Below are 12,046 nucleotides of genomic sequence, written 5' to 3'. Positions count from 1 at the left end.
CTACTTCCTTCGAGGTGCTACCATGCGCACGCACATCTTTCTCGTTTGTCTGGGCCTTTTCGTGGGCACGTCGGGCTGCGTCTTCGTCAATGACGGAGGTGGCGCCCGCGCGTCGAATACCGGCGGTCAAGGCGGCGAAGGCGGCAGCGGCGGGAGCGGGGGACAAGGCGGCAGCGGCGGGCAAGGTGGGCAGGGCGGGGGCGAAGGCGGCGTCGGGGGCGGCAGCAATGCCTCGCCGGTGGTCCTCGCGTCCGGGCTCAACCATCCGCTCGAGATCGCGGTGAGCAGCGACGGGGTTTTCTGGACGACCCCGCTCGACGGCACGGTGAACACGATGCCGAAGAGCGGCGGGCAGCCCGCAGTGTTCGCCACGGGAACGTTCCCGACGGGCATCACGGTCGACGCGGACGTGGTGTACTGGGTCGATACACAGGCCGGCACCATTCTCTCGGCGCCGATCACCGGCGGCACGCCCACGATCCTCGCCTCGGGCCAGGACAACCCCATGCGCATCGCGGTCGACGACGATTCCGTGTACTGGACGAACTCCAACCTGAACATCGATCAGTCGAGCTTCCACGGCACGGTGCATCGCGCGCCCAAGGCCGGCGGCGCGCCGGTCGAGCTCGCCTCGGAGCAAGGGTCGCCGGTGGGTATCGCCGTGGATGCGGACGCCGTGTACTGGGTGAACTCGGGCAGCGGCGAGGTGAAGCGACTCCCGAAGAGCGGCGGCGCCTCGGTGACGCTCGCGACCGACCAGAAGTCGGCGATGGCCGTGGCGACCGACGGCGTGTTTGCCTACTGGACCACGGCCGAGGGCGGCACGGTGGCGAAAATCGCGGTGGACGGCAGCGGCGCGCCCGTCGTGCTCGCCGAGGGGCAAGGGCAACCGAAGGGAATCACGGTCGACGCGGGGAACGTGTACTGGACGAACATCGACGACGCGTCCGTGAGAAAGGTCGACAAGAATGGCGGGACGCCCGTCGTGCTGGCGAGCTTCGGGGGCCCGGGGATCCTCACCGCGCCCTGGAGCGTGGCCGTCGACACGAGCCGCGTCTTTTTCACGACGAACGGGCTCGGGACGGTGGAGGCGGTGCCCAAGAACTGAGCGACGGGCCGAGGGCCCTCACGAACGCGCGAACCGCCGCCGATAGGCCTCCGGCGTGACCCGGAGGTTGCGCTGAAATGCCCGCCGCATCCGTTCCTCCGTCCCGAACCCGCATTCCCGCGCGATCTGCTTGAGCGAGGCGCGGCCTCCTTCGAGGCACGAGCGCGCCACTTCGAGCCGCGCCGCCTCTACGAATTTCGCCGGCGTCATCTGCATCGATTGCGTGAACGTCCGCGCGAAGTTGCGGGCGCTCATCCCTGCTTTTTTCGCGAGCACCTCGACGCGCAGGTCGGCGTCGAGGTGGCGCACGAGCCATTCGACGAGCCCTTGCAGCGGCCCGGCGGCGGCCGTCTGCGCGAGCAGGGGGCGACTGAACTGCGATTGTCCGCCCGGTCGCTTCAAGAAGAGCACGAGCGACCGCGCCACCGAGAGCGCCACGTCGTGGCCGAGATCGTCTTCCACGAGCGCGAGGGCGAGATCCATCCCCGCGGAGCCGCCCGCCGAGGTGTACATCTTTCCGGATCGGACGAAGATCGCGTCGGGCTCGACCTCGATGTCCGGGTATTCGCGCGCGAGCCGCGTCGCCCCCGCCCAGTGCGTGGTGGCCCGGTGGCCACGCAAGAGCCCCGCGGCCGCGAGAATGAACGCGCCGCTGCAGACGGCTCCCATGCGCCGCACCTCCGGCGTCCGCGCGCGCAGCCAGGCGAGCAGCCGGGCGTCGGCTGCCGCGCGGTGGTAATCGCCCCCCGAGACGAGCACCGTGTCGAGGTCCGGAGGCAGATCCTCGAGCGCGTGGTTCGGGACGATCTGCATGCCGGACCAGCTTCGCACCGGCCTGCCGCAAGCCGAGGCCAGCTCGACCACGTACGCCGGAGGCGCGCCGAGACGTTTTTTCGTGGCCACCTCGGACGCGAAGGCGAACACGTCGAGCGGGCCCACGAAATCGATGGCGGCGACCCCGTCGTAGATCACGAGGACGATCTTGCGCGGCGCCGCGTTTTGCGGCTTGCCGAGGGCCATGCGAGGGGCGCTTTTTTTCGTGCGAAGACGTCGCTGCACGCGTGGGGAGCCTACCCGAGACGGGCTCGTCTTTGAAGACACGGAACCTGCATTTTCTGCCATCGTGATCCTCGGCCCGCGTGTTCGCGGCGTGGCAGGAATTGCCTGTCCGTTGTCCTTCCGGCGGCTTCGGGCGGGCCCATAGTGATGCGCATGCAGCGCGAGCGCCTCGGCGCATGACCCGCGCGCGAAAGGACCTGTCCATGAGCCTTCGACCGAGCGACCCTTTCAAGATCCCCACGAGCCGCCCCATCGAGCAAAAGCTCCACGTGGCCATTTTCGTGTGCCCCGGATACTTCCTGCCCGACGTGATCGGCGTCCAGACGGTCTTCGGCACGCTGCCGAACACGGACGTTTACCTCGTCTGGAAGAACAAGGACGAATTCGAGGGGATGCCGTGCTTCACGACGCGGGCGAACACCACGTTCGCCGAGTGCCCGAAGAACCTCGACCTCCTCCACGTCGGCGCCATTCCGCCGGACGTGATGGAGGATCCCGAGGCGCTCGCGTTCGTGGCGGAGTACGGGGGCCGCGCGAAATGGGTGTCCGGCGTGTGCGTCGGCGCTCTCATGCTCGGCGCCGCGGGCCTGCTCAAAGGTCATCGCGCCACGACGAACTTCCACATGCACGAGCAGCTCGCGTATTACGGAGCGACGCCGATCAAGGCGAACGTGGTCGAGCACGGCAATCGGATCACCTCGGGCCCGGTCTCGGGCAGCTTCGACCTCGCGCTGCGCCTGGTCGGTCGCCTCGTCGGCGACGACATCGGCCGGGAGTGCGAGCTCCAGATGGAATACGCCCCGGAGCCGCCCTACCGCACGGGCAGCCCCGAGCTCGCCGGGCCCGAGCTCACGGCGAAGGCCCTCGCGGCCCTCGCGCCCCTGACGGAGGCCATGCGCGAAGTCGGTGTCCGCGCCTCCCGGCGTCTCGAAATCCGCTGATCCGCGCCCCCTCCGAAAAAACGCACGCCCGAGGAAACCGGCCGGCCGCTCGCGCATGATGGGAGCAAAGGTTGCTCCTTCGTGCCGAGCCCGAACCTCGCCCCTCCGGACGTCGCCGACCTCCTCGCGCCCCTCGCGCGAAAGAGGCTCGCCGCGGACCGTCCGCCCCCGGGCGAGGCCCCACGAGCGCGCGCCGAAGAGCTGCCCCGGACGGCCACGCCGAGCGCGGTCGAGGCGCTCTACCGCGAGCACCACGGGCTCGTGTATCGGCTCGCGTTGCGCTACGGCAAGGGCAACGTCGCCTGGGCCGAGGACATCACCCAGGAGGTCTTCATCGACCTGATGAAGGCGCTGCCGACGCTCCACGACCACGACGACCTCGCGGGCTGGCTCTATCGCGCCACCACGAACCGCTGCTTCAGCCGCTTGCGACGGGAGCGTTTTCGCGCGCTCGCGCCGATCCGCTGGCTCTTCGGTGAACACCAGCCCGAGCCGCAGCAGCCCGACACGCTGGTGATGGCCCGCGACGACCTGCGCCGCGCGATCGAGGCGCTCTCGGCACTGCCCGTGAAGGAGCAGGTCGCATTCTCGATGTATTTCCTCGACGGCAAGGAGCAGGAGGAGATCGGCCAGATCCTCGGTCATTCCAAGGGATACGTCTGCAAATTGATCCAGCGCGCCGTCGAGAGGCTGAAGAAGGACGGCTGGGGGGGTTTGCCATGACCACACCCGCGCCGAACGATCTGCTCGCCCGGCTGCGCGCCGCGGACGAGCTGTATACGCAGGCTGCGCCGGATCCGGCGCTCGCGGGGCGGCTCGGCGCGCGCTTGCGAGGCCTCGCGGTGGAGAAGCCGCGCGCCGCGTGGATTCCGTCGATGCGAGGGCTCGGGCGTCCCCTGGCCCTCGTGATGGTCTGCGCCGCCGTGCTTTTCCTTTCGCTCGACGACGACACGCCGCGCGCTCGCACCGGGCTCGTCTTGCCGAAACAGACCGAATTCGCGGCCGATCCGGACGCGGAACCGGCCTCCGAGCGTGCACCGAAGACGAACCCGCGCTCCTTCGATCCGCTCCGTCCTCTTCCGAGCGCGCCGGATTCCCGGCCGCCCGCGCCGTCGCCTCTGTGGCGCGCGCCGGATTCCGCGTCTCCGTTCGAATCGGGGCCCGAGCGGCAGATCGATCACGACCCGCGACGCCCGAATATGCACGCGCCCCCGGGGCCTCGTTCTCGCACGATGACGCCCGGCGGAACCGCGGACGTGGACGGAGAAGGCGGGCTCGTTTTCTGGTCGCCAGCGCAAGCTCTCCCCGGCGAATCCCGCGCGCCTGTCTACGGCGCGACGGGCGGCATCCGCGGCCCGAACACGAGCGCGCCGAAGCCTCCCGATTCCGTCGCTCCTCCTCCGCAGGCGTCATCCTGCGCGACGCCCGAGACGTGGAAGCAACGCGCCGAGCTCGATTGCGACGAGAATGGCCTCGTCCTCGCCGAAATCGCCTACGTGGATCCGTGCGGGGATGGCCTCTTCCAGGGCGCCGATTACGAATGCATGGAGCCGGATCCCGAGGTCGACGTCTGCATCACCGATACCGTGGGCGACGGCGCCACGTGCCAGGATCCGGCCTCGCTCAAGGATTTGGCCGCCAAGATGTGCCAGGTCGCGGGCCAGCAGATGGTGGATTTCCAGTACACGACCGGCGATTGCGGGTGGATGACGCGGCAAGCGACGTATACGTGTTGCCCGCCGATCGTCGATCCGCCGCCGCCGCCGCCACCGCCTCCACCGCCGCTCGTCTGTCAAAGCGGCGCCCTCGGTGACGGCGTGACCTGCATCGACAAGTCCATCCTCAAGGAACAGGCCTACGCGGCTTGCAGCGAGCTCGGGCTGCAGCTCGCCGACATCCAGTCCGCGGGGGATTGTCCGGTCGACCAGGCCACGAAGGTTGGTTTCTCGTGCTGCGGGCCTTGACGAAAAAAAGAGGAAACGCGAGGCGGCCTCGCGATTGAAGGAAAACGGATGCTACGACGGCGCCCCGCTGCGGGGCGCGCGGAGGTACTCATGCGTGTATCGAATGGATGGTGGTCCCTCGGGATCGCGCTTCTGGCTTCGGGGTTCGTCGCGTGCACGGTCGAGGTGCGAAAGGAGAGTGGTGGGGACGAGTCGGCGCAGGGCGCGCTCGAAGGAGACGGCAGCGACAAGGGAAACGGGGAGGCGAGCGGGGGCGAGCTGCCGCCGCCGCCGCCACCGGTCGATCCGCCCCCGCCGCCGGTCGACTGCCTGCAGGGCACCGTGGAGAGCGCGACCTGTGAGGATCCGGGGATCTTGAAGGACCAGGCGTACGCCATCTGCCAGGCGAATGGCCTCGCCTTCACGGCCTTCGATTACCAGGGCGGCGATTGCGGCTGGATGACGACGCAAGCGCACTACGAATGTTGTCCCGAGCCCCCGCCGCCCTATCCGCCGGTCGATCCTCCGCCGCCGGTCGATCCTCCGCCGCCGCCCCCGCCCATCTGCGCGAGCGGATCGCTGGGCGACGGCGTCACCTGTCAGCCGCGCGATATGCTGAAGGCCGCGGCGTACGAGGCATGCGAGCAGGCGGGATTGCTGCTCTTCAATCTGATCGACGATGGGGATTGTGGCCCCGCGGAGACGGCCAAGATGACCTATTTCTGCACGGGAGCGGACGGCGTCTGCCCTTGATCCCGGGACACGTTCATTTCTGGATCGCCGCCGGATCCATCCACATCAATTCCCAGTGGTGGCCGTCGACGTCGTAGAAGCTCGCGTAGTACATGAAGCCGTGATCCTGGGTCGGCATCGCCTGCGACCCGCCGTTCTCCACCGCGATCTTCACCATCCGATCCACCTCTTCGCGGCTCTCGCACGAGAGGCAGAAGAGGCCCTCGCTGAACTTGCTCGCGTCGCAGATCTGCTTCTTCGTGAAGCCCTGGAACTTGGGCTCCGTGAGGAGCATTACGAACGCTTGCTCGCTCACGATCATACACGTCGCGGTTTCGTCGGTGAACTGCGGGTTGAACGTGAAGCCGAGCTTCGTGAAGAAGTCGACCGAGCGCTTGAGGTCTTTGACGGCGAGGTTGACGAAGAGCATGCGAGAACGGGTCGTGGTCATGTGCGCCTCCGTGCCGGTAGGTTTGGCGTATGGACCCCGCAGGGGATCCGAACTCATCGGTCCGAAGAAAAAAAGTTCGACCCGTGGAGCCGGGCTACGGCTCGAGCTCCATGGGCAGGCCGAACCGCGGGAACCACGCCTCCGTGTCGAGGAAGGAGTTCATCGCGGCGATCCGGTCGTCACGCAGCTCCAGCACGATGAGCGCCCACGGCTTGTATTTCTCGCCCGGCGCGTGCGGCGGCCGGTACTGCCCGAAGGCCGGCGACCCACACGCGGCCGTCGGCACGAGCCGCGAGCCGCGGCAGCCCGCGCCGCGCCCCGTCAGCCAGGCGAGGATGGAGGCGTGCCCCTTGAGCCAGAGCGAGTACGGCGGCATCGAGAGCGTCGCTTCCTCGTGGAGCAGCGCGGCGAACGCGTCCATGTCGTACCGCTCGAACGCGTCGACGTAACGATCGAGCAAGGTCGTCTGGACGTCCGCGAGCGGCGCGCGCTCCTCCGTGAGGTCACGCGTCGACAGCGTGGCGCGGGCGCGCTGGAGCGCGCTGTTCACCGCGGCGACCGAGGTGCCGAGGCTCTCGGCGACCTCCGCGGCCGCCCAGCCGAGGACCTCGGTGAGGAGCAAGATCGCGCGTTGTTTCGGCGGGAGGTGCTGGAGCGCGGCCACGAACGCGAGGCGGATGCTCTGGCGCATCGAGACGAGCTCGGCCGGCGTCGCGTCGTCGGGCACCACGCGCGCATCCGGGATGGGCTCGATCCAGCTCGAAGCGGGCAGGGTGGTGAGGGTGTCGTCGACCGTGCCGACGGGGCCACACTCCATCGGACGAATGCGGCGCGAGCGATCGGCGAGCGCGTCGAGGCAGACGTTCGTGGCGATGCGATAGAGCCAGGTGCGTAGCGACGAACGGCCGTCGAACTGCGCGAAGCTTTTCCAGGCGCGGAGCATCGTCTCCTGCACCGCGTCCTCGGCCTCCGAAACCGATCCGAGCATGCGGTAGCAATGCCCGGTGAGCGCGGCGCGATGTTCCTCGAGCTGTTGCGCCGTCGCCCGCGTGACGTCGAAGCCGGCGGCGTGCTTCATCGGAGACGAGAGGTCAGCCATCGGGGCCGTGTCGTAACAGGTTCGCCTCCCGAGGACAAACCCCCATCGCCGTCTACAGCACGATTTCGCGCACGACCTGCCCACCGTCCGTCAGGGTGATCGGCCGGCCGCCCGGTGATGAAACCGTCTCGAGCGGATCGAGGCCCATCGCCGAGGTGATCGTGGCAAACAGATCCGCCACGCCGACCGGCCGCTCGACCACCTTTTCGCCTTGCGCGTCCGTCGCGCCGAGCGTGATCCCGCCACGTATGCCGCCGCCCGCGAGCACGGCGCTCCACGCGGCGGGGTGGTGATCCCGCCCGCCTCGGCCATTGAGGCGTGGCGTCCGGCCGAACTCACCCATCCACACGACGAGCGTGCGATCGAGCTTCCCGCGCGCGGCGAGCTCGCGGAGCAGCGTGCTCATCGCGGGATCGAGCACGCCCATGAGCCGCTTCGTGCGCTCGAAATTGTCTTCGTGGGTGTCCCAACCATCGAGCGAGACCTCGACGAACGGCACGCCGGCCTCGACGAGCCTTCGCGCCGCGAGGCATCCGCGCCCGAAGGCCGTGTCGCCGTAGGCCTCGCGCACGGCCGCGGGCTCGCTCGATACGTCGAACGCGGCCGCGGCCGGCGAGCGCATCATCTCGACCGCCTGCGCGAACACCGCGCGCCGCTCGGTCACGGCCGCGCTTTGCGTCTCTTTCTCGAACGAATCCTCCAGCATCGCGAGGGCCGCGCGCCGCCGATCGAACCGCGTGGCGGAGACGGCCGGCCCGTACGCCATGTCCTCGGGCGGCCGCCCGGGCTCGCGCACCACGAACGGACCATGCGCGCGCCCGAAAAAACCGCCGCTCGCGCTCGGCCCGCCGAGGCTCACGAACGCGGGAAGCTCGGCCTTCGGATCGCCGCGCCGCGCGCTCACCCACGCGCCGAGGGCGGGGTGATCGACGGTCGGATTCGGGATGTGCCCGGTATGGCCGAGCTGCCGTGCGCGCTCGTGGCTGCCTTCGCGGCTCGTCATGCCGCGCAGGATCGCGAGCCTGTGCGCCTCCGCGGCGACGCGCGGCAAATGCTCGCAGATCGACACGCCCCTCGCGCTCGTCTTGATCGCGCGGAACGGCCCGGCTTCTTTCGTATTTGGTTTGGGGTCGAACGTGTCCACGTGGCTCGGCCCGCCGTTCATCCACAACACGATGCAGGCGTCTGCGCGGGGTTTTGCGGCTGCCGGACTCGCCTCGGCCGCGCTCGCCTCGGGCGCCCTGAGCCACCGTCCCGCGAGCCACGCTCCGAGCCCTCCGAGCCCTGCCTGGAGCAGGCGCCGGCGATCGTTCGTCATGCGGTCGTCTCGGTCATCCATGGCGTTCTCCGATCTCAGTGCTGGAAGGCGAACTCGCTCGAATCGAGCAGCGCCCAGAAGAGGTCTTCATAGGCCCGGTCGCGCGGCGTTTTCGCGACCCAGCCTCGTTTTTTCACGATCTTGCCGAGCGGACCCTGGCCGCTCGGCTTTGCAGCGGGCTCCTCCGGGGCTGCGGCGGCCTCGTCGAGGAACTTCACCCAGCGCGCCGTTTCCTCGGCCGTGGGCCTGCGCGAGAGCGTGCGCAGGTAAAGCGCCTCGATCTTCGCCGCATCCCCGCCCTGCATCGCCAGCACGTCCGCGAGCGCCGCGCCCGCGAGCGCGGTCGAGCCATAACCGACGAGCGGACCATTCAGGAGCAAAAGCGCCTGCGGAATCGTCCCATCGAACTCCGCGCGCGAGCCTTCCTCGTCCACGTCGAACACGAACCGGAAGCGCTCGCGCATCTTCGCCCGCAGCGCGTCGGCCCGCTCGCCGAGCGTGTCCTCGAGCCACGGATCGAGCCGCGTCGCCGTGAGGACCGCGTCGAGCAGCACCGGCGCCGGCAGCGGTCGCGGGGCGAACGCCGCCCAGGTCGCCTCCGCCGCGGGCGAGCCTCCTGCGAGCCCGTACGCGCGCGTCGCGCAGATCGTGCGCAAGAGCCGCTTCATGTCGTATCCGTGCGCCGCGAAATCGGCCGCGAGCGCGTCGAGCACGGCCGACGCGCGGGGCGGATTCGAGGGGCGCAGATCATCGATGGGCTCGACGAACCCATGCCCGAAGAAAAGCCCCCACACGCGATTGACGAGCGCCTTGCTGAACCAGGGGTTCGTCGTCGAGGTCATCCAAGCGGCGAGCTCGGCCCGCGGCGTCTCGCCCGCGAGCTCGGTCCCATCGAGCGCGGCCGGGGCGAGCGTGGCGATTTCGCGTTGCTCGTCGGTCGCCTTTTTTCCGGGCCGACCGCGCTTGCCGTCTTCGACCTCGAAGGCGCGGGCCATGCCCTTTTCCTTCTCTTCGATCGGCTTGATGCGGGTCCGCGCGAAGGCCGCGGCGAAGCGGCGGAAATCCGTGGTCGTCCATTTCTCGGTTTTGTGGTCGTGGCATTGCGCGCACTGGATCTGCACGCCGAGGAAGGTGCGCGCGGTCGCGCCGGCCAGGTCCTCGACGCCGCCCCGGTACTGCACGACCCAGTTCGTCGCACCGTTCACGCCCTCGGCCTCGGGCTCGGCCGCGTCGCTCTGCGCGGCCATACGTCGCTCGCGCGCGGGCCCGCCGGGGCTGCTTTTCCCGGTCGCTGCGACGATGTCGCGCACGACGCGATCCCACGGCGCGTTTTCGGCGAACCGCGCGCGTAGAAAGGATCGGAACGCAGCGCGGTCGACGAGGTTTCCCTTCACCTTGTCGCGGATGAGCACGTCTTCCCAGTAAGCGGCCCAGCGCTCGGCGAAATGCGGGCTCGCGAGGAGCGCGTCGACGGCCCGGGCGCGTTTGTCCGGCGCGGGATCGGCGAGGAATGCAGTGACGACCTCGGGCGGCGGCAACGTGCCCGCGAGATCGAGCCAGGCGCGGCGGAGGAACTGCGCGTCCGTGGCGAGTTTGGCGGGAGATACACCCGCGGCCTTCCATTCGGCATCGAGCAGGGCGTCGATGCGGCCGACGATGTCCGTCGTCGCGGGCGCGGCCGCCGTGGTCGGGTGCGGCGACGAGGGCGCGGCGGTGGGGGAGGGGAGTCCACCCGTCCCGCCCCCCGAGCAGGCGGAGAGCAGGGCGAGCGCGACCCAGGCAGAGGTCCGTCGAAGCATGCGATCGACCCAAGCAGGACCGATGCCAGCACCCGAGAACACGTGAAATGCGGCGATTTTCGCGTCCGGGGCCTGCGGACGTCCTGCCGCGCGCCCGAGCGGTGCGGCGGACGCTCCGCGGGAGCACGGGATCCGCGCGGATTTCGATTGCAGCCGCGGTCCCGCGGCCGAAAAGGGATCGCATCGAAAGGAGCGGATCATGAAGGTTCTGTACACGGCAGGCGCGACGGCGACGAACGGGCGCGAGGGGCGCGTGAAGACGGACGACGGCAAGCTGGATCTCGGCCTCAGCATGCCGAAGAGCGTCGGCGGCCCGGGCGGGGAGGGGACGAACCCCGAGCAGCTTTTCGCGATGGGTTATTCGGCCTGCTTCGGCAGCGCGCTCGCCCTCGTCGCCCGCATGCAGAAGGTGCAGACCGGGCCCGTGCACATCGAGGCCAAGGTCTCGCTTGGCTCGGATGACAGCGGCGGCTTCGGCCTCGCGGTGGAGCTCGTCGGCCACATCCCGAACCTGCCGCGCGAGCAGGCCGAGGCGCTGATGCACGCGGCGCACCAGGTTTGCCCGTACTCGAAGGCCACGCGCGGCAACATCGAGGTCAAGCTCTCCGTGGCCTGACGTCTCGGTCGGGGCGGAGCCTGCGAGGGACACTGGCGCTCTGCAGGCCTCGCCCCACAGACGTCGCATGAACAAACCCCCCAAGGATCCCGGTCGAAACCAGCCCGAGCACGCCGACGAGAAGACCCAGCGGCGCATCGCCGAGTCGCAGCACGGCGGGATCTCCTCCGAGGAGAGCTCGCGCCGGTACGAGATCGGCGACCATCCCGGCGGGACGCACCAAGGAGGTCGGCCGGCGCGGCCCGGCCCGAATGGCCATGGCTCATCGAGCGGCGAGGACGGCGGATTCTGAGGCGCGCGGCCCGGACGAGGCCGCGCGCGTGCATCTCGAGACGAAGCGGTGGAACGATCCCATCGAGCGCGACGACGGGCTGCGTGTGCTCGTCTGCCGCTTCCGCCCGCGCGGCGTGCGCAAGGAAAACGAGACCTGGGACGTCTGGGAGCCGAACCTGGCCCCGAGCCGGGAGCTTCTCGCCGCGTTCCGGGGCAAGAGCGGCCCGCCGCTCCCGTGGAAGGACTTCGCGCGCCAGTACCGGGCCGAAATGAAGGCCGAGCGCGACCGCATCCGCTCGCTCGCCGAGCGCCTCCGCCTCGGCGAGCGGATGACCTTGCTTTGCTCGTCGTCCTGCGTCGACCCGGCCCGGTGCCATCGGACGTTGCTCGCCGGGATCCTCGAGCGCGAGGCCGCCGCGGGCGCTGAGGCCGCGTGATGGAATGAAAAAAGCCCGCGGTGAGAAAAACCTCACGCGGGCTTCGATCACTCCGGACAACGGAATGTAGAGCGTCTTTTTGCTGCGTTCGCGCGCCGGCTCGTCACCCGAGCTCTGGGCACGCCTCTCGACGTTTGCCTCAAAGGTATGGTCAAGCCGCACGACCGATTAGTACCGGTTAGCTCCGCGGATTGCTCCGCTTCCACACCCGGCCTATCAACCTCGTAGTCTACGAGGGGTCTTTAGGAGCCTTGCGGCTCGGGACACCTA

Annotated in this window: 13 protein-coding genes and 1 rRNA gene; 8 read left to right on the top strand and 6 right to left on the bottom strand. The window is 69.3% G+C overall.

Features of this window, described 5'->3' with window-relative positions; all coding sequences use genetic code 11:
• The first annotated feature begins 22 nt into the window (after positions 1-22).
• The gene (locus QHF84_RS48515) at positions 23-1,108 is read left to right on the top strand and encodes a hypothetical protein (RefSeq protein WP_281320478.1); all 1,086 of its coding nucleotides are present in this window, start codon (positions 23-25) and stop codon (positions 1,106-1,108) included.
• An 18-nt stretch (positions 1,109-1,126) separates the two neighbouring features.
• Here the strand turns inward: QHF84_RS48515 and QHF84_RS48510 are convergent, their stop codons facing one another.
• The gene (locus QHF84_RS48510) at positions 1,127-2,167 is read right to left on the bottom strand and encodes a GlxA family transcriptional regulator (protein WP_281320477.1); all 1,041 of its coding nucleotides are present in this window, start codon (positions 2,165-2,167) and stop codon (positions 1,127-1,129) included.
• 203 nt (positions 2,168-2,370) lie between these two features.
• Here QHF84_RS48510 and QHF84_RS48505 point away from each other — a divergent pair, with 203 nt between their 5' ends.
• From QHF84_RS48505 to QHF84_RS48490, 4 genes are all read left to right on the top strand, one after another.
• The gene (locus QHF84_RS48505; protein ID WP_281320476.1) at positions 2,371-3,108 is read left to right on the top strand and encodes a DJ-1/PfpI family protein; all 738 of its coding nucleotides are present in this window, start codon (positions 2,371-2,373) and stop codon (positions 3,106-3,108) included.
• 81 nt (positions 3,109-3,189) lie between these two features.
• On the top strand, positions 3,190-3,831 hold the full coding sequence (locus tag QHF84_RS48500) for a sigma-70 family RNA polymerase sigma factor (RefSeq protein WP_281320475.1): 642 nt from the start codon (positions 3,190-3,192) through the stop codon (positions 3,829-3,831).
• On the top strand, positions 3,828-5,072 hold the full coding sequence (locus QHF84_RS48495; RefSeq protein WP_281320474.1) for a hypothetical protein: 1,245 nt from the start codon (positions 3,828-3,830) through the stop codon (positions 5,070-5,072). The genes QHF84_RS48500 and QHF84_RS48495 overlap by 4 nt, the downstream gene beginning before the upstream one ends.
• Positions 5,073-5,162: 90 nt before the next feature.
• On the top strand, positions 5,163-5,804 hold the full coding sequence (locus QHF84_RS48490) for a hypothetical protein (protein ID WP_281320473.1): 642 nt from the start codon (positions 5,163-5,165) through the stop codon (positions 5,802-5,804).
• Between the two features lie 13 nt (positions 5,805-5,817).
• Here the strand turns inward: QHF84_RS48490 and QHF84_RS48485 are convergent, their stop codons facing one another.
• The 4 genes from QHF84_RS48485 to QHF84_RS48470 form a co-directional block, all read right to left on the bottom strand.
• A complete protein-coding gene (locus QHF84_RS48485; RefSeq protein ID WP_281320472.1) occupies positions 5,818-6,234 on the bottom strand; it encodes a VOC family protein in 417 nt (138 codons plus the stop codon).
• 94 nt (positions 6,235-6,328) lie between these two features.
• Positions 6,329-7,312: a sigma-70 family RNA polymerase sigma factor gene (locus tag QHF84_RS48480; protein ID WP_281320471.1), complete on the bottom strand. Its 984-nt coding sequence runs from the start codon at positions 7,310-7,312 to the stop codon at positions 6,329-6,331.
• A 73-nt stretch (positions 7,313-7,385) separates the two neighbouring features.
• Positions 7,386-8,672 carry a DUF1501 domain-containing protein gene (locus tag QHF84_RS48475; protein WP_281320470.1) on the bottom strand — a complete coding sequence of 429 codons (1,287 nt, stop codon included), beginning with the start codon at positions 8,670-8,672 and terminating at the stop codon, positions 7,386-7,388.
• A gap of 14 nt (positions 8,673-8,686) precedes the next feature.
• Entirely contained in the window at positions 8,687-10,450 is a 1,764-nt protein-coding gene (locus QHF84_RS48470; RefSeq protein ID WP_281320469.1) for a DUF1549 domain-containing protein, read from the bottom strand.
• A 199-nt stretch (positions 10,451-10,649) separates the two neighbouring features.
• Here QHF84_RS48470 and QHF84_RS48465 point away from each other — a divergent pair, with 199 nt between their 5' ends.
• The 3 genes from QHF84_RS48465 to QHF84_RS48455 all read left to right on the top strand — a co-directional run bounded on the left by QHF84_RS48465 (position 10,650) and on the right by QHF84_RS48455 (position 11,776).
• Positions 10,650-11,066 (top strand): organic hydroperoxide resistance protein, encoded by a 417-nt coding sequence (locus QHF84_RS48465; protein WP_281320468.1) that lies wholly within the window; start codon positions 10,650-10,652, stop codon positions 11,064-11,066.
• Positions 11,067-11,133: 67 nt separating this feature from the next.
• Positions 11,134-11,358: a hypothetical protein gene (locus tag QHF84_RS48460; RefSeq protein WP_281320467.1), complete on the top strand. Its 225-nt coding sequence runs from the start codon at positions 11,134-11,136 to the stop codon at positions 11,356-11,358.
• A 28-nt stretch (positions 11,359-11,386) separates the two neighbouring features.
• Positions 11,387-11,776, top strand: coding sequence for a DUF488 family protein (locus tag QHF84_RS48455; RefSeq protein WP_281320466.1), 390 nt, complete (start codon positions 11,387-11,389; stop codon positions 11,774-11,776).
• 147 nt (positions 11,777-11,923) lie between these two features.
• Here the strand turns inward: QHF84_RS48455 and QHF84_RS48450 are convergent.
• Positions 11,924-12,046: ribosomal RNA gene (locus QHF84_RS48450) — 23S ribosomal RNA — on the bottom strand; the annotation flags it as partial.

The organism is Polyangium sp. y55x31, from assembly GCF_029946505.1.
Taxonomy (GTDB): Bacteria; Myxococcota_A; Polyangia; order Polyangiales; family Polyangiaceae; genus Polyangium.
This window is presented reverse-complemented; position numbering and strand designations above follow the sequence as displayed.

Bases quoted from the DNA above. Each gene is read 5' to 3' on its own strand.
- QHF84_RS48480 (WP_281320471.1), bottom strand. From the start codon at position 7,312: ATGAAGCACGCCGCCGGCTTCGACGTCACGCGGGCGACGGCGCAACAG.
- QHF84_RS48505 (WP_281320476.1), top strand. From the start codon at position 2,371: ATGAGCCTTCGACCGAGCGACCCTTTCAAGATCCCCACGAGCCGCCCC.
- QHF84_RS48515 (WP_281320478.1), top strand. From the start codon at position 23: ATGCGCACGCACATCTTTCTCGTTTGTCTGGGCCTTTTCGTGGGCACG.
- QHF84_RS48465 (WP_281320468.1), top strand. From the start codon at position 10,650: ATGAAGGTTCTGTACACGGCAGGCGCGACGGCGACGAACGGGCGCGAG.
- QHF84_RS48485 (WP_281320472.1), bottom strand. From the start codon at position 6,234: ATGACCACGACCCGTTCTCGCATGCTCTTCGTCAACCTCGCCGTCAAA.
- QHF84_RS48470 (WP_281320469.1), bottom strand. From the start codon at position 10,450: ATGCTTCGACGGACCTCTGCCTGGGTCGCGCTCGCCCTGCTCTCCGCC.
- QHF84_RS48495 (WP_281320474.1), top strand. From the start codon at position 3,828: ATGACCACACCCGCGCCGAACGATCTGCTCGCCCGGCTGCGCGCCGCG.
- QHF84_RS48475 (WP_281320470.1), bottom strand. From the start codon at position 8,672: ATGGATGACCGAGACGACCGCATGACGAACGATCGCCGGCGCCTGCTC.
- QHF84_RS48490 (WP_281320473.1), top strand. From the start codon at position 5,163: ATGCGTGTATCGAATGGATGGTGGTCCCTCGGGATCGCGCTTCTGGCT.
- QHF84_RS48460 (WP_281320467.1), top strand. From the start codon at position 11,134: ATGAACAAACCCCCCAAGGATCCCGGTCGAAACCAGCCCGAGCACGCC.